This window comes from Allobosea sp. TND4EK4, assembly GCF_900156025.1.
Classification (GTDB): Bacteria; Pseudomonadota; Alphaproteobacteria; order Rhizobiales; family Beijerinckiaceae; genus Allobosea.
In genome coordinates, this window is sequence record NZ_FTMO01000001.1 from 818,830 (window position 1) to 839,883 (window position 21,054).

Consider the following 21,054-nt stretch of genomic DNA (forward strand, 5'->3'; position numbering starts at 1 on the left):
TTCCTCCTGACGAAGCGTCAAATCGGGCAAAAGATGGAAATGCGAATCAGCGCTTGTAGCCGTTGGGCACGAAGGGCATCGGCGCCACGACGGCCGGCAGCGGCTTGCCGCGGACAATGAGGTTGAGCTTCGTGCCGGGCGCGGAATGGGCCCTGGCGACATAGCCCATGGCGCAGGGGCCGTTCAGGGTCGGGCCGAAGCCGCCGGAGGTGACAGTGCCGACCACCTCGCCTTCCGGCGTCGCGATCTCGGCGCCTTCGCGGGCCGGGGCGCGGCCCTCCGGAAGCAGTCCGACGCGCAGGCGCGCCGGGCCCTCGGCGAGTTCGCGCTGGATGCGCGCGGCGCCGGGAAAGCCGCCTTCCTCGCGGCGGCGCTTCTGGATCGACCAGTTCAGCGCAGCCTCGATCGGCGAAGTCGTCGTATCGATGTCGTGGCCGTAGAGGCAAAGACCCGCTTCGAGGCGCAGCGAATCGCGCGCGCCCAGCCCGATCGGCTTGACGGTGGCGTCGAGCAGCAGCGTGTCCCAGATCTCGCCGATCCTGTTCGCGGCGGCGGAAATCTCGTAGCCATCCTCGCCGGTATAGCCGGAGCGGCTGACATTGGCCTTGATGCCGGCGACCTTGACGGTGCGGGAGGTCATGAAGCCCATCTCGGCGGCCTCGGGGGCGAGCTTGGCCAGCGCGGCCTCGGCGCCCGGCCCCTGCAGCGCGATCAGGCCGCGATGCTCCGCCTTGATCAGCTTCACATTCGCCGGCAGGCGCGCCTCGATATGGGCGTAGTCGGCCTCCTTGCAGGCGGCGTTGACGACGAGATAGAGCGCGCCGTCCTCGTCCGGATCGGCCGAGCGGGTCACCATCAGGTCGTCGAGGATGCCGCCATCCTCGTTCAGGAGCTGCGAATAGCGCTGCTTGCCCGGGGCGAGATTGACGATATCGGCGGGAATCAGTGCTTCGAGCGCCCTGGCGACCGTCTCGTGGTCGGGACCGACGAGGAAGCACTGGCCCATATGCGAGACGTCGAAGAGCCCGGCCTTCTCGCGTGTCCAGTTGTGCTCGCCCAGCACGCCCATCGGATACTGCACCGGCATGTCGTAGCCGGCGAAGGGCACCATGCGGGCGCCGAGCGCGACATGGCGGGCGTGCAGCGGGGTCTTCAGCAGCGTGGCGGTGCCAGCGGCGTCGGCGGTCTTGCCGTCGGCAGTTTTGGCGTCAGCGGCTTCGGCCATGGCGGGCCCTTCCAGAATCGAGCGCAAGCCCCGGACGGATGTCCGGAGCGCGCCCCCTCTGTCTTGGGACCTGAGAGATTTCCCCGCAGGGCCATGGCCGCCGCAGGTTACACCCGTCGGTGGGCGGAATCGCTCCCGCCTCTTTCCAGAGCGCCAAGTCCCCAAGCGGTCCTTTTGCCTGAGCGTTTCCGGGGCGGTTGCGCCTTCGGCGCCGGCCCTGACGGATCAGGCCCGGTCTCTCCCGCGGGGATGTGCGGCTGGAGGCAGAGATACAGAAGGCGCCGGCCCAGTCAATCCGGGCGGCGCCTTCTTTGAGGGCGGTGGCTGCCTTGCCAACAGGCGACGGCCGCCAGGAGAGGCGGCGTCAGCGGCGCCGCTGGCGGGCGGGAGCGGCGCCGCCTTGGCCGAGGCCGACGATGATCTCGACGTCGCCGCTGCCGGGCGGCACAGCGATGCCGTCTTCGACATGGGTGAAGTCAGCGCCGGTCTGGCCGCCGGGGATGGTCGCGCCGACGCGGGAGGTGCGCCGTGCGACGACCTTGCCGCCCTGCGTCACCGTGGTGGAGAGCGTCGCGCCATAGGCGCCGGCGCCGCCGGACTGGCCAAGCAGGACGCGGCCCTGGACACCGACCTTGAGGCGGTAGCCACCGCCCTTGCCGGTCGCGATGCATTCGCGCGCGACGTCGTTGATCGAGATCTGGTAGCGCACGGCCCCGGCATCCTGACCGCCCTGGCGGACGGCCGCGCCGCCATCGGCGATGATGACCTCCGGACAAACGATGACGTCTTCCTCGTCCTTCGGCAGCTGGTCGGCCGGGGGCGGCGTCGCCGACTGGAACATCAGTACGTTGAGCGCCGTGCTGCCGCCGGACGAACCCGAGGAGCCGCAGCCGGCCAGGCCCAGGCACAGCAGCGGCAGAGCGAGCCAGCGGCCCGCGTTCAAGCTCCGGTCGATCACGGCAAGGCCTCCACGCCAGGTCCGAAGCCGTTGAGCGAGACGGGCACGCCCACCCCCTCCTCCGGCGTCTGGAACACGATGAATGTGGCGGTCTTGCCGCCCTTGAGCTGCCCGAGCAGGGTCTCGTCCATCACCACCTCGGCGACGCAACCGGTCGTCAGGCAGCGCACGAATCCCGCACGGCCGATATCCTTGTCGTCGATCTTGAGGCCGAGGCCGGACGGCAGCAGCACGCCGAGAGGCGCGACCACGCGCAGCAGCCGGCTCTTCTGATCGGCGGTCTTCAGCACGATGACCAGAAGCGTCAGATTCGGACGGTCCTCGGCGGCGACGTTCTGGACGAGCGCGCATTGCTCGGCCTTGGCGCCGGGGGGCGTCTCGCAGCGCATCTGCCAGTCGCCATGTGTGGAGCGCACCGCGCCCTGCGCAAAAGCGGAGCCGCTGGCGAGGCCGGTCGCCAAGAGCGCCAGCACGACAGCGCCGAACGCCCCGAGGATCCTCATCATCCCACGCACCTTCTTCCAGAACCGCCGGATCGGCGCGACTCAAGCCAGGCTGCGGGAATCGGGCGAAACCCCGACCACGCCGCGACATGGCGCCGGCCATCGTCAGAACTGCGTTGGGACCATGCAGGCCCCGCCCTGTCAAGGCACGGGCGGCCTCCCGCCGCCGGCCTTCACAGCCCATACGCGCCTTAATGCCGCAGGAGCTTGCGCAAGCCTACCATTGCCCTCTGGCGCAACTGTGATCTTTGATTTATCGCAATCCCGAAGAACAGGGAGGCCTCGCGGCCGCCCCGTCATGCGTGGACCGGGGGTTCGGCTCCCATGCAGGTCGATTGAGGAGCTATGTCGGACCGATGCGATTTCTGAGCAGGACCTTTGCGATGGCGGCCGCATCCGCCCTTGCCGCGGCGGCGGCGGCCATGCCCGCCTGGGCCGGCACCGGCATGCCGACCCCGTGGCAGATGAACCTGCAGGGCGCCGCCACGCCGGTTTCCGAGTACATTCACTGGTTCAACGACTGGCTGAACATCATCATCACGGTGATCACGCTCTTCGTCGCCGCGCTGCTCGTCTATGTGATCTTCCGCTTCAATGAGAAGGCCAATCCGGTCCCCTCGAAGACGACGCACAACGCCCTGCTCGAAGTGGCCTGGACGATCATCCCCGTCCTGATCCTGGTCGTGATCGCCATTCCCTCCTTCCGCCTGCTCAAGCTGCAGCTCGAGGTGCCGAAGCCCGACATGACGCTCAAGGTCACCGGGAAGCAGTGGTACTGGTCCTATGAATACGCGCAGGACGGCGGCAGCCCGTTCGGCTTCGATTCGCTGATGCTGGACGAGAAGGCCCGCGCCGAGGCAATCGCGAGCAAGAAGATCGCCGCTGAAGAGGCCCCGCGCCTGCTCGCCGTCGACAACGAAGCGGTGGTCCCGGTCGGCAAGATCGTGCGCGTGCAGGTCACCGGCGCCGACGTCATCCACAAGTTCACGGTGCCGTCCTTCGGCATCAAGATCGACGCCATCCCCGGCCGCCTGAACGAAACCTGGTTCAAGGCCGAGCGCGAAGGCATCTATTACGGGCAGTGCTCCTTCATCTGCGGGCAGAACCACGCCTACATGCCGATCGCCTTCCGGGTTGTGAGCCAGGAGCGCTACGCCGCGTGGCTCGCCGAGGCGAAGCAGAAATTCGCGAATGCCGAAGATGCGGGCCACAAGCTCGCCGCGGCAGCGCAGTAAGATTCGAGGAGAGACCACGATGGCGACAGCGGCTCAGCACGCTCACGGCCACGACGCCGCGCACGACCACCCGACCGGTTGGCGGCGCTGGCTCCTGTCCACCAACCACAAGGACATCGGCACCCTCTATCTGATCTTCTCGATCGTCGCGGGCCTGGTCGGCGGCTTCCTGTCGATCATGATGCGCATCGAGCTGATGTATCCGGGCCTGCAGATCTTCGCGAACGGCCAGACCTACAACGTCTTCGTCACCGGCCACGGACTGATCATGATCTTCTTCATGGTCATGCCGGCGGTCATCGGCGGGTTCGGCAACTGGTTCGTGCCGCTGATGATCGGCGCGCCGGACATGGCCTTCCCGCGCATGAACAACATCTCGTTCTGGCTGACGGTGGCCGGCTTCGTGCTGCTCTGCATCTCGCTGTTCGTGCCCGGCGCGCCCGGCGTCAACGGCGTCGGCACCGGCTGGACGGTCTATCCGCCCTTCTCCACCTCCGGCCATCCCGGCCCTTCGGTCGATTTCGGCATCCTGTCGCTGCATCTGGCCGGCGCAGCCTCGATCCTGGGCGCGATCAACTTCATCACCACCATCCTGAACATGCGCGCGCCCGGCATGACCATGCACAAGATGCCGCTGTTCGCCTGGGGTGTGCTGGTCACCGCCTTCCTGCTGCTGCTGGCCCTGCCGGTGCTGGCCGGTGCGATCACCATGCTGCTGACCGACCGCAATTTCGGCACGACCTTCTACGACCCGGCCGGCGGCGGCGACCCGATCCTCTACCAGCACCTGTTCTGGTTCTTCGGCCATCCCGAAGTCTACATCATGATCCTGCCGGCCTTCGGCATCATCAGCCACATCATCTCGACCTTCTCGAAGAAGCCGATCTTCGGCTATCTCGGCATGGCCTACGCCATGGTCGCGATCGGCGTGGTCGGCTTCATCGTGTGGGCGCACCACATGTACACCGCCGGCCTCTCGCTCAACACGCAGCGTTATTTCGTGTTCGCGACGATGGTCATCGCGGTGCCCACCGGCATCAAGATCTTCTCCTGGATCGCGACGATGTGGGGCGGCTCGCTGCGCTTCACCGCGCCGATGGTCTGGGCGATCGGCTTCATCTTCCTGTTCACCGTCGGCGGCGTCACCGGCGTGGTGCTGGCCAATGCGGGCGTCGACCGCTCGCTGCACGCGACCTATTACGTCGTGGCCCACTTCCATTACGTGCTGTCGCTGGGCGCCGTGTTCGGCATCTTCGCGGGGTTCTACTACTGGTTCCCGAAGATGAGCGGCTACATCATGCCCGACTGGATCGGAAAGCTGCACTTCTGGATCGCCTTCGTCGGCGCCAACCTGCTGTTCTTCCCGCAGCACTTCCTGGGCCTGGCCGGCATGCCGCGTCACTATGTCGACTATCCGGACGCCTTCGCCGGGTGGCACTTCTGGTCGTCGATCGGCTCCTACATCTTCGCCGCCGGCCTGCTGGTCTGGCTCTACGGCATCGCCTTGGCCTTCAGCCGCAAGGAGCTCGCCGGTGACAATCCGTGGGGCGAAGGCGCGACCACTCTGGAGTGGACCCTGTCCTCGCCGCCGCCGTTCCACCAGTTCGAGACGCTGCCGCGCATCACCGGCTCGGATCACTGAAAATGCAGGCGGCGGGCTTTCCGGCCCGCCGCCGCCCCTCCCCCGAGCGCCTGGCAGCAGGCGCTCCGGAGACGGGCGGCACTGAAGACGCCGCACCGATACCGCGCCCGACGCCAGGCGCCTTTGCCAGAGTACGAAGACGAATCGATCGATGTCCGCCGCGTTCGACACCCACACCGAAGGCACCGTTGCCGTCTCGACCGGCGAAGCCCGCGATTTCTTCGCGCTGCTGAAGCCGAGGGTGATGTCGCTCGTCATCCTGACGGCGTTGACCGGCATGGCGACCGCGCCCGGCAGCGTCCATCCGGTCCTGGCCGCTGCCGCGCTGCTGGCGATCGCGGTCGGCGCCGGTGCGTCGGGCTGCCTCAACATGTGGTACGACGCCGATATCGACGCGCTGATGAGCCGCACCGCCAAGCGCCCGATCCCATCCGGCCGCATCCTGCGCTCAGAGGCGCTGGCCTTCGGACTGACGCTGTCGGTCGGCGCGGTCCTCGTGCTCGGCCTCGTCGCCAACATGCTCGCAGCAGGCCTGCTCGCCTTCACGATCTTCTTCTACGCCGTCGTCTATTCGATGTGGCTGAAGCGCTCGACGCCGCAGAACATCGTGATCGGCGGCGCAGCGGGCGCCTTCCCGCCCATGATCGGCGAGGCAGTCGTCACCGGCCATCTCGGCTGGCACTCGCTGGTGCTGTTCGCGATCATCTTCCTGTGGACGCCGCCGCATTTCTGGGCGCTGGCGTTGGTGAAGTCCGGCGATTACGCCCGCGCTGGCATCCCGATGATGCCGAACGTCGCCGGCCCCGCCGCGACGCGCCGGCAGATCGTGCTGTATTCGCTGCTGATGGCGCCCGTCGCGGTTCTGCCCGCCCTGATGGGCTTCGGCGGCCTGATCTATCTCGTCGCGTCGGTGACGACGGGTCTGGCGATGATCGTGCTGGCCTTCCGCGTCTGGCGACGCACCGAGGGCGAGCCTGCCGTGAAGGCGGCCTATTCGCTGTTTGGCTTCTCGATCTTCTATCTTTTCCTGCTCTTCGCCGTCCTGCTGGCGGAGAATGGGCTGGGCCTGATGGTATCCCTGCCCAAGGTGTTCGGATGAGCGACAACGGGCAGCCCCCGCGCGCTCCGGCGCCGTTCTCGGGCGAGGACATGGCGCGCCGCCGCAGGCGCTCGATCGCTCTCGCGCTCGTGCTCGCCGGGCTCGTCGTCTTCTTCTTCGTGGTGACGCTGGTGAAGACCGGCCCCGCCATCCTGAACAGGCCGCTGTGATGACCGGCGCACCAACCCCCGCCCGTCCGAAGAATATGGGCCGCACCGCGCTGCTCTGCGTCGGCACCGTCTTCGGCATGCTCGGCCTGTCCTTCGCCGCCGTGCCGCTCTACGACCTGTTCTGCAAGGCGACTGGCTTTGGCGGCACGCCGAAGATCGGCACCGCCGCCACCGGCAAGGTGCTGGACCGGACGATGTCGGTGCGGTTCGACGCCAATGTCGCGCCCGGGCTCGGCTGGAAGTTCGAGCCCGAGAGCCCCGAGATCAAGGCGCAGGTCGGCATCACCCAGACCGTCTTCTACAAGATGACGAACCGGTCCGACCGCACCGTCACAGGCGTCGCGACCTACAACATCACGCCCGAGCAGAGCGCCGCCTACTTCGTCAAGATCCAGTGCTTCTGCTTCACCGAGCACACGCTGAAGCCCGGCGAGAGCTTCGAGGCGCCGGTGGTGTTCTACATCGACCCGGAGATCGCGGCGAACCGCGAGCTCGACGGCATCAACGCCATCACCTTATCCTACACCTATTTCGCCTCCAAGGCGGGACAGCCTGTCGTCGAAAGCAAGGCCGCCCCCGCCGCAGGTGACGCGACGAACCCGAAACTGTAAAACGCGCTCAAGACGAAGCGCGGATCACAAAGCCGCACGCGGAGACCGACAATGGCCGGGGCCCATACCAAGCACCACGACTACCACCTCGTCGATCCGAGCCCGTGGCCGCTCGTCGGCGCCACCAGCGCGACGGTGCTGGCGATCGGCGCCGTGATGTGGATGAAGGCCATGCCGGTCGGCGGCATGCATCTGGGCCCGCTCGTCTTCGGCGTCGGCATGCTCGGCGTGCTCTACACGATGCTGTCCTGGTGGATGGACGTGGTGAAGGAAGCCCAGCACGGCGACCACACCCGCGTGGTGCAACTCCACCATCGCTACGGCATGATCATGTTCATCGCCTCCGAGGTGATGTTCTTCGTGGCCTGGTTCTGGGCCTATTTCGACGCCAGCCTGTTCGCGGGCGAGCACATCAATTTCCTGCGCTACGAGTTCACCGGCGGGCACTGGCCGCCGAAGGGGATCGAGACCTTCGATCCCTGGCACCTGCCGCTGCTCAACACGCTGATCCTGCTGACCTCGGGCACGACCGTGACCTGGGCGCATTATGCGCTGATCAACAATGATCGCGCGGGCCTGAAGCAGGGCCTGTGGCTCACCGTGATCCTCGGCATCCTGTTCTCGCTGTGCCAGGCCTACGAGTATTCGCACGCCACCTTCGCCTTCAGCGGCAACATCTATGGCGCGACGTTCTTCATGGCGACCGGCTTCCACGGCTTCCATGTGATCATCGGCACGATCTTCCTCGCGATCTGCCTGTACCGGGCCTATCTCGGCCACTTCACGCCGAAGCAGCATCTCGGCTTCGAATTCGCAGCCTGGTACTGGCACTTCGTCGACGTGGTCTGGCTGTTCCTGTTTGCCGCGATCTATGTCTGGGGCGCCGGCGCGTCGACGAGCGCCGGTCACTAAGTTCGGTACCGCGCTCCTAGCGGTCACCTGCAAGAAAGGCGGCCTCGCGGCCGCCTTTCCTCTTTCGGAGGCTTCCTTCATGTCGCAGCCCGGCCCTGCTCTCCCCTCGCCCTATGCGACAGGGCTCACCGGGCGCTGTCCGCGCTGCGGCGAAGGCACGCTGTTCGACGGCTATCTGAAGCTGAAGCCGCGCTGCAGCGCCTGCGGGCTGGACTACGCCTTCGCCGATTCGGCGGACGGCCCGGCCGTCTTCATCATGCTGATCGCCGGCTTCCTGGTGCTGGGCTGCGCGCTCTATGTCGAGATCACCTATGAGCCGCCGATCTGGCTGCATCTGGTGATCTGGCTGCCGTTGGCCATCATCGTCTGCCTCGGGCTGCTGCGGCCGATGAAGGGGCTGGCCGTTGCCCTGCAATACGCCAACAAGGCCGAGGAAGGCCGGCTCGAAAAATGAGCGCCGCGTCCGAGATGGCGAAGCGACCGCGCCTGCTGGTCCCGGCCCTGCTGACAGCGCTCGGCACGGTGATCCTGTGCGGGCTCGGCGTCTGGCAGATCGAGCGGATGGGCGAGAAGCACGCCTATATCGAGCGGCTGACGCAGCAGGCCGCCGGCAGCGCCGCTCCCGTCCCGCCCGGCACCACCTGGAACACTCTGGATCCCGCCGCCCTCGACCTGACCCATGTCGCGGCGAAGGGCAGCTATATCGGCGATGCCATCGCGAGTGTCCGCACCACCATCGCCTCCGGCCCGCCGGGTTCGCGCCAGCTCTCCGGCTTCGGCCGCTGGATCTTCCAGGGTTTCCGGCTTGACGATGGCGGCGTCATTCTCGTCAATCGCGGTTTCGTTCCGGAAGGCCGGCTCGGCCAGGTCGCCCCTGCGACCGGCAGTGCCGTCGTGGACGGCTTCCTGCGCGCGCCGGAGCCGCGCAACAGCTTCACGCCGGCCGACCTGCCGGCCAAGCGCGAATTCTACACGCGCGATCCGGCGGCCATCGCCGCGGCGCTGGGCCTGCCGGCAGCCCCGTTCTATCTTGAGGCCAGGCGGGAGGGCGACGGTCTCACCCCGCCCGCGGGCGTCGATGTGCGCGAGCTGATCGATCGCATTCCCGACAACCACCTGTCCTACGCTTTGACCTGGTTCGGCCTGGCGGCGACGCTGATCGGGGTGTTCACGGTATTCGCCGTCCAGTCTCGCAAACCCAAGGTCGCACCCTGACGCAAACCGGTTTTGCCCAAAGCCGCAGACCGGCCTATAGCATCAGCGATCATCACAGGGCTCATTCGACGTGCTGCATGTCTCCACCCGTGGGGAAGCCCCCGCGCTCTCCTTCTCCGACGCGCTTCTGGCCGGGCTCGCCCGTGACGGCGGCCTTTATCTGCCGCAGAGCTGGCCGCGCCTCGACACCGCCACGATCGCCGGATTCTCGGGGCAGACCTATGCCAAGGTGGCGGAGCGCGTCATCGGCGCGCTGAGCGATGGCGATGTCGAGCCGACCGCGCTCGGCCAGATGATCCACGAGGCCTACGCCACCTTCCGGCATCCGGCCGTGTGCCCGCTGACGCAGATCGGCGACAATCTGTTCGTGCTGGAGCTGTTCCACGGCCCGACGCTCGCCTTCAAGGATGTGGCGATGCAGTTGCTCGGGCGGCTGATGGACCATGTGCTGGGCCAACGCGGCCAGCGCGCCACCATTATCGGCGCGACCTCCGGCGATACAGGCGGCGCCGCGATCGACGCCTTCAAGGGGCTGAAGAGCGTCGATGTCTTCATCCTCTATCCGCAGGGCCGCGTCTCGGACGTGCAGCGCCGGCAGATGACGACGGTGGATGCACAGAACGTCCATGCCATCGCCGTCGAGGGCACCTTCGACGACTGCCAGAACCTGCTGAAGGCGATGTTCAACCACCACGCCTTCCGCGACGAGATCGGGCTTTCGGGCGTAAACTCGATCAACTGGGCCCGGATCGCGGCGCAGGTGGTCTATTATTTCACCGCCGCCGTCTCGCTCGGCGCGCCGCATCGCAAGGTGTCGTTCGCGGTGCCGACCGGCAATTTCGGCGACATCCTCGCCGGCTGGGTCGCCAAGCAGATGGGGCTCCCCATCGAGCAGCTGACGATCGCCACCAACAGCAACGACATCCTGACCCGCACGCTCCAGAGCGGCGTCTACGAGATGCGTGGCGTGCATGCGACGACCTCGCCCTCGATGGACATCCAGATCTCATCGAATTTCGAGCGTCTGCTGTTCGAGGCGCATGGACGCGACGGCGCGGCCGTGCGGCGGCTGATGCAATCCCTGCAGCAATCGGGGCGCTTCGAGATCGGCGCGGAGCCGCTCGCGCGCATCCGCAGGGAGTTCGACGCAGCTGCGCTGAGCGAGGCGGAGATCGCCGCCGAAATCCGCGAGACCTGGAGCGAGAGCGGCTATCTGCTCGATCCGCACAGCGCGATCGGCGTCGGCGCGGCGCGCCAGCGGCTGGGCCGCGATCCGGCGACGCCGGTGATCGTGCTCGGCACCGCGCACCCCGCCAAGTTCCCCGCGGCCGTCGAGGCCGCCTGCGGCATCGTGCCGAAGCTGCCGGCGCATCTGGCCGACCTGATGGAACGCCAGGAGCGCTTCACGGTCCTGCCCAACGATCTTGCCGCCATCGAGACCTTCGTCCGCGAGCGGGCGCGTGCGGTGCGTGGAGCGGCGGCGTGAGCGTCGCCGGACCGGCCGAGGCCGCCGAGATCGCCGCCCCGGCGGCGGGACAAGGCGTGCATGATCCGGATGTCGGGCTGACCACGCTCCCGTCCGGCCTGCGCATCGTCTCGCAGCGCATGGACAACGCCGCGACGGTCTCGCTGGGGCTGTGGATCGGTGCGGGCTCGCGCGACGAGCTGCCTCACGAGCATGGCATCGCGCATCTGCTGGAGCACATGGCCTTCAAGGGCACCGCGCGGCGCAACGCGCTGCAGATCGCCGAGGAGATCGAGAGCGTCGGCGGCGACCTCAACGCCGCGACCAGCGTCGAATACACCTGCTACACGGCGCGCGTGCTGGGCTCGGACCTCGGCCTGGCGGTGGACATCCTCGCGGACATCGTCACCTCCTCGTCCCTGACCGAAGAGGAGCTGAAGCGCGAGAAGGGCGTGATCCTGCAGGAAATCTCCGCCGTGCAGGATACGCCGGACGATCTTGTCTATGACCGCTTCCTGCAGGCGGCCTTCCCCGACCAGCCGATCGGCCGGCCGATCCTCGGCACGGCGCAGACGGTGAAGAGCTTCACGGCCGATGCGATCCGCGCCTATCTGGCGCGCCACTATCACGCTGACAATATGGTGCTGGCGGCGTCAGGCGCCGTCGACCATGCCGAGCTGGTCGCCCTGGCGCGCGAGCATCTCGCCCGCCTGCCGGCAAAGCCGAGCGAAATCGTCCCGCGCCAAGGCGGGGAATACCGCGGCGGCGAGGCCCGCATCGGCTCCGATGAGGAGCAGGTGCATCTGGTTATCGGCCTGCCCGGCAAGCCCTTCGCCAATGGGCAGCATTACGCGCTGCAGATTTTCGCCTCCGTGCTGGGCGGCGGCATGTCCTCGCGGCTGTTCCAGGAGGTGCGCGAGCAGCGCGGGCTGGCTTATGCGGTCGACGCCTTCCACTGGCCCTTCTCCGATTGCGGCGTCTTCGGCATCGGGGCCGGCACAGCGCCGGAGGATGTCGGCGAGCTCGTCGAGGTCGCGCTCGCCTGCCTGCGCAAGGCGGCGGAGGACGTGACGGAGGCCGAGGTCGCGCGCGCCCGCGCCCAGATGAAGGTCGGGCTGCTCGCCTCGCTGGAGAGCCCCGGCGGCAAGCTGGAGCAGATGGCGCGGCAGGTGCTGCTCTTCGGCCGGGCGATCCCGCGCGAGGAGCTGGCGGCCCGGCTCGACGCGGTGACGCTGGACGATGTGCGCGCGGCCGGGCGATCCCTGCTCGGCCATCAGCCGACCATCGCGGCGATCGGCCTGCTCCAGGGCCTGCCGCCGGCCAAGCACCTGCGCCGCGCCGCGCGGGCAGCGGACTGACCGACCATGGCGCTCTTCCGCTTCCCGAGCGAGCCGCAGAGCCGCCCGCTGATCCGCACCGGCAACCTCTATCTGCGCGCGCCCGATCCGGACGACTATTCCGCCTGGGCGGTGCTGCGCATGGAGAGCCGCGAATTCCTGACGCCGTGGGAGCCGACCTGGAACGAGGACGACCTCACCCGCCAGTCCTTCCGCCTGCGGACCAAGCGCGCGGCCCGCGAGATCGCCAGCGACGAGGCCTATTCGCTGTTCATCTTCGAGGCTCATAGCGAGACGCTGCTCGGCGGGCTGACGCTCGGCCTGATCCGGCGCGGTGTCGCGCAGGCCTGCACGCTCGGCTACTGGATGGGACAGCGCCATGCGGGCAAGGGCCATATGAGCGAAGCGGTGCGAGGCGCCTTGCGCTTCGCCTTTTCGGAACTGGCGCTGCACCGGGTCGAGGCAGCCTGCCTGCCGAACAACGAGCCCTCGCGGCGACTGCTCGAGCGAGTCGGCTTCCGGCACGAAGGGCTGGCGAGGGCCTATCTCAAGATCAACGGCGCCTGGTCCGACCATCTGCTTTACGCCGCGCTCTCCACCGACAAGCCGACGGACGGCCGCGCGTGAGGCCGGCGGTGGACGGAGGGCAAGGCGTGCCTTGCCCTCGCCACGAGCGGGGGCTACGAAAATTCGTTCAATATCGAACGATCTTCTCCCGTCTGGTTCCCGAGTTCAGCTTGTCCATTTCCGAGCGTCTCCTCCGGATCGGCCTGGCCGTCGCCGGCCTTGTCGTATGGTTCAGCTTTGCCGGCATCGAGCCGGCCCGGGCGGTCGATGCGGTGCGGGTGCCGATCGACGCCCCCGTCATCGACCTCACCACCATCGTCGAGCGCAACAAGTCGGATGGCGACGTCATCCAGATCTCGACCGCGCCGGGGCCCGACGGCATCGTGCGGCGCATCGCGGTGAAGGCGCGCGAGTCGGGCGCCCGGCCGGACTGGATCGTCTTCGCGCTGACCAACGATTCCGACGAGCAGATCGACCGCCTGCTGGTTGCGCCGTTCCACCGCCTGATCGGTTCCGGCGTGATCTGGCCCGATCTCGGCGACCGGCGCATCGAGGCGGTGACGGCGAGCCAGGGCCTCTCGCCCGACCGCGAAGCCAGCCCCGATGCCGACGTCTTCCTGATCACGCTCGACCCCGGCACCACGGTGACCTTCGTCGCCGAGCTGAAGTCGCCAAACCTGCCGCAGCTCTATCTCTACGAGCCCGACGCCTATCGGCAGAAGACCAACGGGCTGACGCTCTACAAGGGCATCATCATCGGCATCGCCGGCCTGCTGGCACTGTTCCTGACGATCATCTTCGTGGTGAAGGGCGCGGTGATCTTCCCCGCCGCAGCCGCGCTCGCCTGGGCCGTTCTGGCCTATGCGGGCCTCGATTTCGGCTTCTTCCAGCGGCTCTTCCCGCTGACGCCGCAGATCGAGAGAATTTACCGAGCGGGCGCCGAGGTGGTGCTGGCGGCGACGCTCGTCGTCTTCCTGTTCGCCTATCTCAACCTGTCGCGCTGGCATGTGCGCTACGGCCACATCACCCTGCTCTGGATCCTGGGCCTCGCCGGCCTCGTCGGGCTTGCGGTGTTCGACGCGCCGATGGCGGCAGGCATCGCGCGCATCTCGATCGCAGCGGTGGCGGCGGTCGGCTTCATCCTCGTCGTGCATCTCGCCACCCATGGCTATGAGCGAGCGGTGATGCTGATCCCGACCTGGTTCCTGCTGGCGGTCTGGGTGACGGCGGCGGGCTTCACGGTGACGGGTCAGTTCCAGCGGGACCTCGTCGCGCCGGCCCTGCTGGGCGGCCTCGTGCTGATCGTACTGCTGATCGGCTTCACCGTGATCCAGCACGCCTTTGCCGGCAGCGGCCTGTCGCAGGGGCTGGTCTCGGACACGGAGCGGCGGGCGCTGGCGCTGTCGGGCTCGGGCGACCTCGTCTTCGACTGGGACGTGAGTGCCGACAAGATCTTCGTCTCGCCTCAGATCGAGGTGCTGCTCGGCCTGCCCAAGGGGTCTCTCGAAGGCTCCGCCTCTCGCTGGCTCGAGCTCATGCATGTCGCCGACCGCGACCGCTACCGCGTCACGCTCGACGCGGTGCTGGAGCAGCGACGCGGCAAGCTCAATCTCGACGTGCGGCTGCGGGCCTCGAGCGGCGCCTATCACTGGCTCAATATCAAGGCGCGACCTGTGCTGGGCTCCGATGGCGAGGTCATCCGCGTCATCGGCACGCTCGCCGACGTCACCGACCAACGCACGGCGCAGGAGCGGCTGCTGCACGACGCCGTGCACGACAACCTGACCGGCCTGCCCAACCGCAAGCTGTTCCAGGATCGGCTCGGCGCGGTCTTCGGCTTCACCCGCGCCGACGACAACATCCGCCCGACGGTGCTGGTGGTCGATGTCGACCGCTTCAAGCAGGTCAACGAATCGGTCGGGTTCTCGGCCGGCGATTCGATCCTGCTGACGCTGGCGCGCCGGCTCGGCCGGCTGCTGCGGGCGCAGGACACGCTGGCGCGCATCGGTGGCGACACCTTCGCGATGATCCTGGTCTCGGAACGCGATCCCGAGCGCATTCTGGCTCTGGCCGAGCTGGTACGGCGGGCCGTCTCCACACCGATCACCTATGCCGAGCGCGAGATCGTGCTCACGCCCTCGATCGGGCTCGCGCTGTTCGATCCGGCCCCCGCCGCCCGCAAGGACGACGCGCTGAAGAACGCAGAGCTCGCCATGGCCCATGCCAAGCGGCAGGGCGGCAACAAGATCGAGGTCTTCGTGCCGGCGATGCGGACTGATCGCAACGACCGCCTCGCTCTCGAGAGCGACCTGCGCCGCGCGATCGAGCGCGGCGAGATCCAGGTCATGTACCAGCCGATCGTGCGGCTGGAGGACCGGACCATCGCGGGATTCGAGGCGCTGGTGCGCTGGGACCATCCGCGCGAGGGCCGGCTGATGCCGCAGGACTTCCTCGCCATCGCCGAAGAGACCGGGCTGATCGTCGATCTCGGCGTCTATGTCATGGACAAGACGGCGCGCGAGCTGGAAGCCTGGCAGGCTGCGCTCGAGGTCGAGCCGCCGATCTTCGCCAGCGTCAACGTGTCGAGCCGCCAGCTCCTGCGCCACGACCTGCTGCACGACGTCAAGACCGTGCTCGGCCGCCGGCGCGTGCTGCCGGGCACGCTCAAGCTGGAGATCACCGAGAGCCTGGTGATGGAGAACCCGGAATACGCCGCGCAGATGCTCCACCGCATCCGCGATCTCGGCGCTGGCCTCTCGCTCGACGATTTCGGAACGGGCTATTCGTCGCTGTCCTATCTGCAGCGCTTCCCCTTCGACACGATCAAGATCGACCAGAGCTTCGTGCGCCAGATGGGCAATGGCCGCCCGCCGGTGATCCTGCGCTCGATCGTCCAGTTGGCCGGCGACCTCGGCATGGATGTGGTCGCGGAAGGCGCCGAGAGCGAATCCGACGCGATCGAGCTCTACCAGCTCGGCTGCCAGTATGCGCAAGGCTACATCTTCGGTCAGGCGATGACCGCGGCGGAAGCGCGGCGCCTGATGGGTGCCAAGGTCGTGGCGACGGAAGCGGCCTGACGTCAGCCCTGAGGTTAGCCCTGCGCGAAGGGGGCGCCGAGCGCTTCAGTAGCCGGGATAGGCCGAGTTCGCGAGCAGGCCAGCCAGATGCTCGGCATTGCGGGCGAGCATCCGGTTCGTCGTCGCCGTCTTCTCGGGTATCTCCTCGAGATCGAGGAAGTCGACATCCCCCATCGCCTCGCCGACCCAATAGCTCGGGCCGCCGGCCGGAATGGTGAAGCCGACATCGACGAGCGCCTGGTAGAGCTCCGCCGAGACGTGGTGAGCGCCATCCTCATTGCCGACGACGACGACGGCGGCCACCTTGCCGTAGGCAGGCGTGCGATTGGCGTCGTCCGTCTCATCGAGGAACGCGTCCATCCGTTCGAGCACGCGTTTGGCCACGCTCGACGGCTGCCCCAACCAGATCGGGGAGCCGATCAGAAGGATGTCCGCCGCGACGATCTTGCGGCGAAGCTCCGGCCAGGCGTCGCCGTCCCCCTCGTCCGAGGAAACGCCGGGCTTGATGTCGAGGGCCGCGACGCGGACGATCTCATGGCGGCAAGCGGGGCCGAATTCGGCCAGCACCAGTTCCAGGAGCTTCTGCGTCGACGAGGAGCCTTCCGGCTTCAAGGTGCAGTTGAGGGCAAGGATCGAGAGAGACATGCGCATCCCGCGGCTGTGAAAGAAGCCCAGGGAACGCGGTATCGCCTCGATTGATCCCGCCTTGCGCGCAGGGCGACAAAGCGCCCGGCCTCAGGCGTGCCCCGCCTCGCGCGACAGAAAGGCCGGGTCGATGCCGATCTTGTTCAGCGCCCGCTGGTATTTGGTGTCGACGCCCTCGTCGAAGAGCAGCGCCGCATCCGCCTCGCAATGCAGCCAGCCATTGGACTGGATCTCGGCTTCGAGCTGTCCGGCGCCCCAGCCGGCATAGCCCAGCGCCAGCACGGCGTTCTCCGGCCCCTTGCCGACGGCGATGGCGCGCAGGATGTCGAGCGTCGCGGTCAGGCAGATGCCGTCATCGATCGGCAACGTCGCCGATTCCAGGAAGAAATCGGCCGTGTGCAACACGAAGCCCCGCTTGGTCTCGACCGGCCCGCCACGCAGCACCTGCATCCGCTCGGCGCGGCTCGGCAGGCGGATCATCTCCTCGGAGGGGATGACGTCGAGTTGGACCAGCAGCTCCGGGAATCTGGTGTCGCCCGCCGGCTTGTTGACGATGATGCCCATCGCCCCGTCCTCGGAATGGGCGCAGACATAGACCACGCTGCGGCTGAAGCGCTGGTCGGCCATGCCGGGCATGGCGATCAGGCACTGCCCGTCGAGATAGTTGCGTCCGCCGAGGCGGGCCTGCGAGCCGATCTTCATTCCGGCATGCTAGATCAAACACCCTCGCACTGAAAACCGCGCGTGAGAGAAATTCTCGGCACCGCGATTGCGCCCCATTCCCCCGGCATGGTCTTGCCTTCCCTTCCGTCGCATTTGCGTGAGGACCCCCGGTTTTGTTCGCTTTCCGGCCCGGCAATCGCTAAGGCAATGCCGTGATCCGCATCTTGTCCCTTCTGGTACTAGTGGTTTGGGCCGGCGCCGTTGGCGCGCAGGAGGCCCCGAACGAGGCCGCCAGCTCGCCCTGGTCGGCCGGCGAGCATGCCAGGCTGCGCCTCATTGCGGGGCCGACCACGCCCAGCGGCAAGCAGCGCGTCGGCGTCGAGATCGTGATGTCGCCCGGCTACAAGACCTATTGGCGCAGTCCCGGCGAATTCGGCGTGCCGCCGAGCTTCGACTGGTCGGGCTCCAGCAATATCGGCGGCCTCGACGTGCGCTGGCCGGCTCCGCAGCGCTTCGAGGACTCGGCCGGCTATTCGGTCGGCTATGTCGGCGAGGTGGTCATCCCCGTCTCCCTCCAGCCTGTCGATCCGTCGCGCCCGGTGATGGTCGTGCTGAAGCTGGACTTCGCCGTCTGCCAGAAGATCTGCATCCCCGCCCATGGCGAGGCACGGCTGTGGCTGGAGCCCGGCGTGACCTCCGTGACCTCCCCACGGCTGGAGGCTTACGAGGCGCGCGTGCCCGCCCCGGTGAAGCCCGGCCCGCACAGGGAGAAAACCACGATCCTCGAGGCTGGCCTCGACGACAGCGTGGTCGATCCCGGCCTCAAGCTCACCTTGCAGGTGCCCCATGGCGGCGGGATCGAGGACATCTTCGTCGAGGGGCCCGGCATGTGGTCCTTCGGGAGACCGCGCCTGACGCCCCAGGCGGACGGCACGGTGCTGGCTCAGATCCGCATCAACGACCGGCCCAAGGGCGCTTCCGGGCCGATCCCGCTGATCTTCACCGTCACCGGCGCGCCGAAGGCGGTCGAAACGCGGCTCGAACTCGACATCCCGCCGGTGAAGCCGTAGCGGGAGAGCCCCGGCCCGCGGCGGGGGCCAGGGCTTCATGCTCCAAATCAATTCCACTTTGTCGCGCGATGCTCTAATCCGGGGAGGCGGCGGCCGGCGAGCCGCAAGCTTCAGGAGACGGGCGTATGACGATCAAGGTGGGTGACAAGCTTCCGCAGGCGACGTTCCGAGTCATGACGGCCGAAGGACCGGCGGCCAAGACCACGGACGACCTGTTCAAGGGGCGCAAGATCGTGCTCTTCGCGGTGCCCGGCGCCTTCACGCCGACCTGCCACAAGAACCATCTGCCCGGCTATCTCGCCAAGGCCGACGAGATCAAGGCCAAGGGGATCGACGCCATCATGGTGACATCGACCAACGACGTCTTCGTGCTGGACGCCTGGGCGAAGGCGACCGGCGGCGCCGGCGTCATCGAGTTTCTCTCGGACGGCAACGGCGACTTCGCCAAGGAGATCGGCCTCAGCATGGATGGCTCGGGCTTCGGCATGGGCGTTCGCTCGCAGCGCTACTCGATGCTCGTCGAAGACGGCGTGGTGAAGGCGCTCAATGTCGAGGAAGCCGCGGGCAAGGCCGATCGCTCGGGCGCCGAGACGATGCTCGGCCTGCTCTAAGCTCGGCAGCACTGGTTGTCAGGCCCGCGCGATCGTCTCGCGCGGGCTTTTTCGTGACTTCACGGAACGCAGAACGAGGTCGCTCCCGGAGGCTGAGGCTGTCCCGCTTCACCGCCGCCCGAACAGCCGCTCGATATCTGCAAGCTTCAGCTCGACATAGGTCGGCCGGCCGTGATTGCACTGGCCGGAATTGGGCGTGACCTCCATCTCGCGCAGCAGCGCGTCCATCTCCTCGGGACGAAGGCGGCGGCCGGCGCGGACGGAGTTGTGGCACGCCATCGTCGCCAGCACATGGTCGAGGCGGCGTTCGAGCGAGCCGGCGGTTCCATGCTCGGCGAGCGCATCGGCGACATCGCGGACGAGACGCTGCAGATTGCCCCCGGCAAGTTGGCTGGGAGCCTCCCGCACCAGCACGGCGCCGGGCCCGAAGGATTCCAACACGAGGCCGAGGCTTTCGAGCTCGCTCCCCGCCGCGATCAGCCGATCGGCATCGACCGGACCGAGCTCCACCACCTCGGGCAGCAGCAGCGGCTGACGGGCGATGCCGTTGCGGGCGCGCTCCGCCTTCAGCCGCTCATAGACCAGCCGCTCGTGGGCGGCATGCTGGTCGACGATGACGACGCCCTCGCGCGTCTGGGCGACGATATAGGTCTCGTGGAGCTGGGCGCGGGCGGCGCCGAGCGGGCGGTCGAGCGCGTCTGCCGAGGGCTCGGCGAGATGGGCGCGGGCGTCGGCGGAGGACGCGGCGAAATCCGAAAAGCCGGATTGCGCCGGCGCTGCGGGATGCGACGGCTGCCAGCCACTTGCGTCCGGCCATGGCTCCGACGCCTGCCAGGCGGGCGTCGCGGGGAAAGCAGGACGCGGAATCGAAGGACCGCCTCCCGCCGAGAAAACGGCGCGGAAGGCGTCCAGCGTGCGGGCGCCGCCGGTGGTGGTGGCGCGGTGGCCGGCGGCGGCGAGCGCCGCCTTCAGCCCCGAGACGACGAGGCCGCGCACCAGAGCCGGATCGCGGAAGCGCACCTCGCTCTTGGCGGGATGAACATTGACGTCGACGGCGCGGGGTTCGCAGCCGACATCGAGGAAGAGCACCGGGTGCCGGTCGGAGGGGACGACGTCGGCATAGGCGCCGCGCACGGCGGACAGAAGGAGCTTGTCACGCACCGGCCGGCCATTGACCGAGAGATGCACGCCGGCCGAGGTGCCACGATGGAAGGTAGGCAGGCCAGCGAATCCAGAAATGCGGAACCCTTCGCGCTCGGCCTCTATGCGCAGGGCGTTCTCGGGGAAGTCGCGGCCGAGCGCACGGGCCAGCCGGCGCAGCAGCCCCTCCTCGCCGATTGGCTCGGCCGGCCAGTCGAAGGCGCCGGCATACTCGCCCGAAAGCGAGAAGCGGATCTCGGGATGGGCGATGGCGAGGCGCCGCAGCATCTCGGTGACGGCCTGCGCCTCGGCCCGGTCGCTCTTCAGGAACTTCAGGCGGGCCGGAGTGAAGATGAAGAGGTCGCTGACCTCGATGCGGGTGCCGGGCGCCGCCGCGACGGGCCGCAGGACGCCCTTCTCCCCCGCCTCGACGACGAGGCCGACGCCCTGCGCGGCATCGCGCCGGCGGGTCTCGATCAAGAGCCGCGCGACCGAGCCGATCGAGGGCAAGGCCTCGCCGCGGAAGCCGAGCGACTGGATCGCGAACAGGTCGCCATCCGGCAGCTTGGACGTGGCGTGTCGCTCCACAGCGAGTGCCAGGTCATCCGGCGTCATCCCGGCGCCGTCATCGACGACGCGGATCAGCTCGCGCCCGCCGGCGGCGATGGTGACCGCGATGGCGCGGGCGCCGGCGTCGATGGCGTTCTCGACCAGCTCCTTCACGGCCGCGGCCGGCCGCTCGATCACCTCACCGGCGGCGATGCGGTCGACCAGGACGGGATCGAGGCGGCGGACGGTCATGGGGCAGCGTCCCAGTGCAACGGCGTCATTCCCGGGCGCAGCGAAGCGAAGACCCGAGAATCTCTTGGAAGGTGAGGCTCTGGAGCCTTCCCGTCACGAGATGCCCGG

20 protein-coding genes and 1 riboswitch are annotated in these 21,054 nt (G+C 67.9%); of the genes, 14 read left to right on the forward strand and 6 right to left on the reverse strand.

Going from position 1 to position 21,054, the window contains the following annotated elements; translation table 11 throughout:
• Positions 1-46: 46 nt before the first annotated feature.
• From gcvT to BW981_RS03985, 3 genes are all read right to left on the reverse strand, one after another.
• Complete coding sequence (gene gcvT / locus BW981_RS03975; protein WP_076436359.1) at positions 47-1,225, reverse strand: glycine cleavage system aminomethyltransferase GcvT; 1,179 nt, start codon at positions 1,223-1,225, stop codon at positions 47-49.
• A 156-nt stretch (positions 1,226-1,381) separates the two neighbouring features.
• Positions 1,382-1,479, reverse strand: a riboswitch (glycine riboswitch).
• Positions 1,480-1,589: 110 nt separating this feature from the next.
• Positions 1,590-2,183 (reverse strand): hypothetical protein, encoded by a 594-nt coding sequence (locus BW981_RS03980; RefSeq protein WP_083712128.1) that lies wholly within the window; start codon positions 2,181-2,183, stop codon positions 1,590-1,592.
• Positions 2,180-2,689, reverse strand: a complete 510-nt coding sequence (locus tag BW981_RS03985; protein ID WP_076436360.1) for an invasion associated locus B family protein — start codon at positions 2,687-2,689, stop codon at positions 2,180-2,182. Before BW981_RS03985 ends, BW981_RS03980 begins: the two co-directional genes overlap by 4 nt.
• Before the next feature lie 380 nt (positions 2,690-3,069).
• On the opposite strand from BW981_RS03985, the gene coxB reads away from it, so the two are divergent.
• The 12 genes from coxB to BW981_RS04040 all read left to right on the forward strand — a co-directional run bounded on the left by coxB (position 3,070) and on the right by BW981_RS04040 (position 16,016).
• A complete protein-coding gene (gene coxB, locus BW981_RS03990; RefSeq protein ID WP_244560206.1) occupies positions 3,070-3,921 on the forward strand; it encodes a cytochrome c oxidase subunit II in 852 nt (283 codons plus the stop codon).
• A 19-nt stretch (positions 3,922-3,940) separates the two neighbouring features.
• Entirely contained in the window at positions 3,941-5,563 is a 1,623-nt protein-coding gene (gene ctaD, locus BW981_RS03995; protein ID WP_076436364.1) for a cytochrome c oxidase subunit I, read from the forward strand.
• 151 nt (positions 5,564-5,714) lie between these two features.
• Complete coding sequence (locus BW981_RS04000) at positions 5,715-6,662, forward strand: heme o synthase (protein WP_076436366.1); 948 nt, start codon at positions 5,715-5,717, stop codon at positions 6,660-6,662.
• Positions 6,659-6,832: a hypothetical protein gene (locus BW981_RS22945; protein WP_175624008.1), complete on the forward strand. Its 174-nt coding sequence runs from the start codon at positions 6,659-6,661 to the stop codon at positions 6,830-6,832. The genes BW981_RS04000 and BW981_RS22945 overlap by 4 nt, the downstream gene beginning before the upstream one ends.
• Positions 6,832-7,443, forward strand: a complete 612-nt coding sequence (locus BW981_RS04005) for a cytochrome c oxidase assembly protein (protein WP_076436367.1) — start codon at positions 6,832-6,834, stop codon at positions 7,441-7,443. Before BW981_RS22945 ends, BW981_RS04005 begins: the two co-directional genes overlap by 1 nt.
• 51 nt (positions 7,444-7,494) lie before the next feature.
• On the forward strand, positions 7,495-8,355 hold the full coding sequence (locus tag BW981_RS04010) for a cytochrome c oxidase subunit 3 (protein WP_076436369.1): 861 nt from the start codon (positions 7,495-7,497) through the stop codon (positions 8,353-8,355).
• 79 nt (positions 8,356-8,434) lie between these two features.
• Positions 8,435-8,809 carry a DUF983 domain-containing protein gene (locus tag BW981_RS04015; protein WP_076436371.1) on the forward strand — a complete coding sequence of 125 codons (375 nt, stop codon included), beginning with the start codon at positions 8,435-8,437 and terminating at the stop codon, positions 8,807-8,809.
• The gene (locus BW981_RS04020; RefSeq protein WP_083712129.1) at positions 8,806-9,570 is read left to right on the forward strand and encodes an SURF1 family protein; all 765 of its coding nucleotides are present in this window, start codon (positions 8,806-8,808) and stop codon (positions 9,568-9,570) included. The genes BW981_RS04015 and BW981_RS04020 overlap by 4 nt, the downstream gene beginning before the upstream one ends.
• A 70-nt stretch (positions 9,571-9,640) precedes the next feature.
• The gene (thrC, locus tag BW981_RS04025) at positions 9,641-11,056 is read left to right on the forward strand and encodes a threonine synthase (RefSeq protein WP_076436372.1); all 1,416 of its coding nucleotides are present in this window, start codon (positions 9,641-9,643) and stop codon (positions 11,054-11,056) included.
• A 56-nt stretch (positions 11,057-11,112) separates the two neighbouring features.
• Positions 11,113-12,393, forward strand: coding sequence for a M16 family metallopeptidase (locus BW981_RS04030; RefSeq protein WP_076436832.1), 1,281 nt, complete (start codon positions 11,113-11,115; stop codon positions 12,391-12,393).
• A 6-nt stretch (positions 12,394-12,399) separates the two neighbouring features.
• Entirely contained in the window at positions 12,400-12,999 is a 600-nt protein-coding gene (locus BW981_RS04035) for a GNAT family N-acetyltransferase (RefSeq protein WP_076436374.1), read from the forward strand.
• A 143-nt stretch (positions 13,000-13,142) separates the two neighbouring features.
• Positions 13,143-16,016 carry an EAL domain-containing protein gene (locus BW981_RS04040; RefSeq protein ID WP_244560225.1) on the forward strand — a complete coding sequence of 958 codons (2,874 nt, stop codon included), beginning with the start codon at positions 13,143-13,145 and terminating at the stop codon, positions 16,014-16,016.
• 45 nt (positions 16,017-16,061) lie between these two features.
• Here BW981_RS04040 and BW981_RS04045 read toward each other — a convergent pair whose 3' ends face one another.
• Both BW981_RS04045 and BW981_RS04050 read right to left on the reverse strand, forming a co-directional pair.
• Entirely contained in the window at positions 16,062-16,661 is a 600-nt protein-coding gene (locus BW981_RS04045) for a flavodoxin family protein (RefSeq protein ID WP_076436836.1), read from the reverse strand.
• Between the two features lie 90 nt (positions 16,662-16,751).
• Entirely contained in the window at positions 16,752-17,363 is a 612-nt protein-coding gene (locus tag BW981_RS04050) for a YqgE/AlgH family protein (RefSeq protein ID WP_076436375.1), read from the reverse strand.
• Between the two features lie 173 nt (positions 17,364-17,536).
• Between BW981_RS04050 and BW981_RS04055 the strand changes: the two genes are divergently transcribed.
• Both BW981_RS04055 and BW981_RS04060 read left to right on the forward strand, forming a co-directional pair.
• On the forward strand, positions 17,537-18,394 hold the full coding sequence (locus BW981_RS04055; RefSeq protein ID WP_139333600.1) for a protein-disulfide reductase DsbD domain-containing protein: 858 nt from the start codon (positions 17,537-17,539) through the stop codon (positions 18,392-18,394).
• A gap of 125 nt (positions 18,395-18,519) precedes the next feature.
• Positions 18,520-19,005 (forward strand): peroxiredoxin, encoded by a 486-nt coding sequence (locus tag BW981_RS04060; RefSeq protein ID WP_076436378.1) that lies wholly within the window; start codon positions 18,520-18,522, stop codon positions 19,003-19,005.
• A gap of 108 nt (positions 19,006-19,113) precedes the next feature.
• On the opposite strand, the gene mutL is transcribed toward BW981_RS04060, so the two are convergent.
• Entirely contained in the window at positions 19,114-20,946 is a 1,833-nt protein-coding gene (mutL, locus tag BW981_RS04065; protein WP_076436380.1) for a DNA mismatch repair endonuclease MutL, read from the reverse strand.
• Positions 20,947-21,054 lie beyond the last annotated feature (108 nt).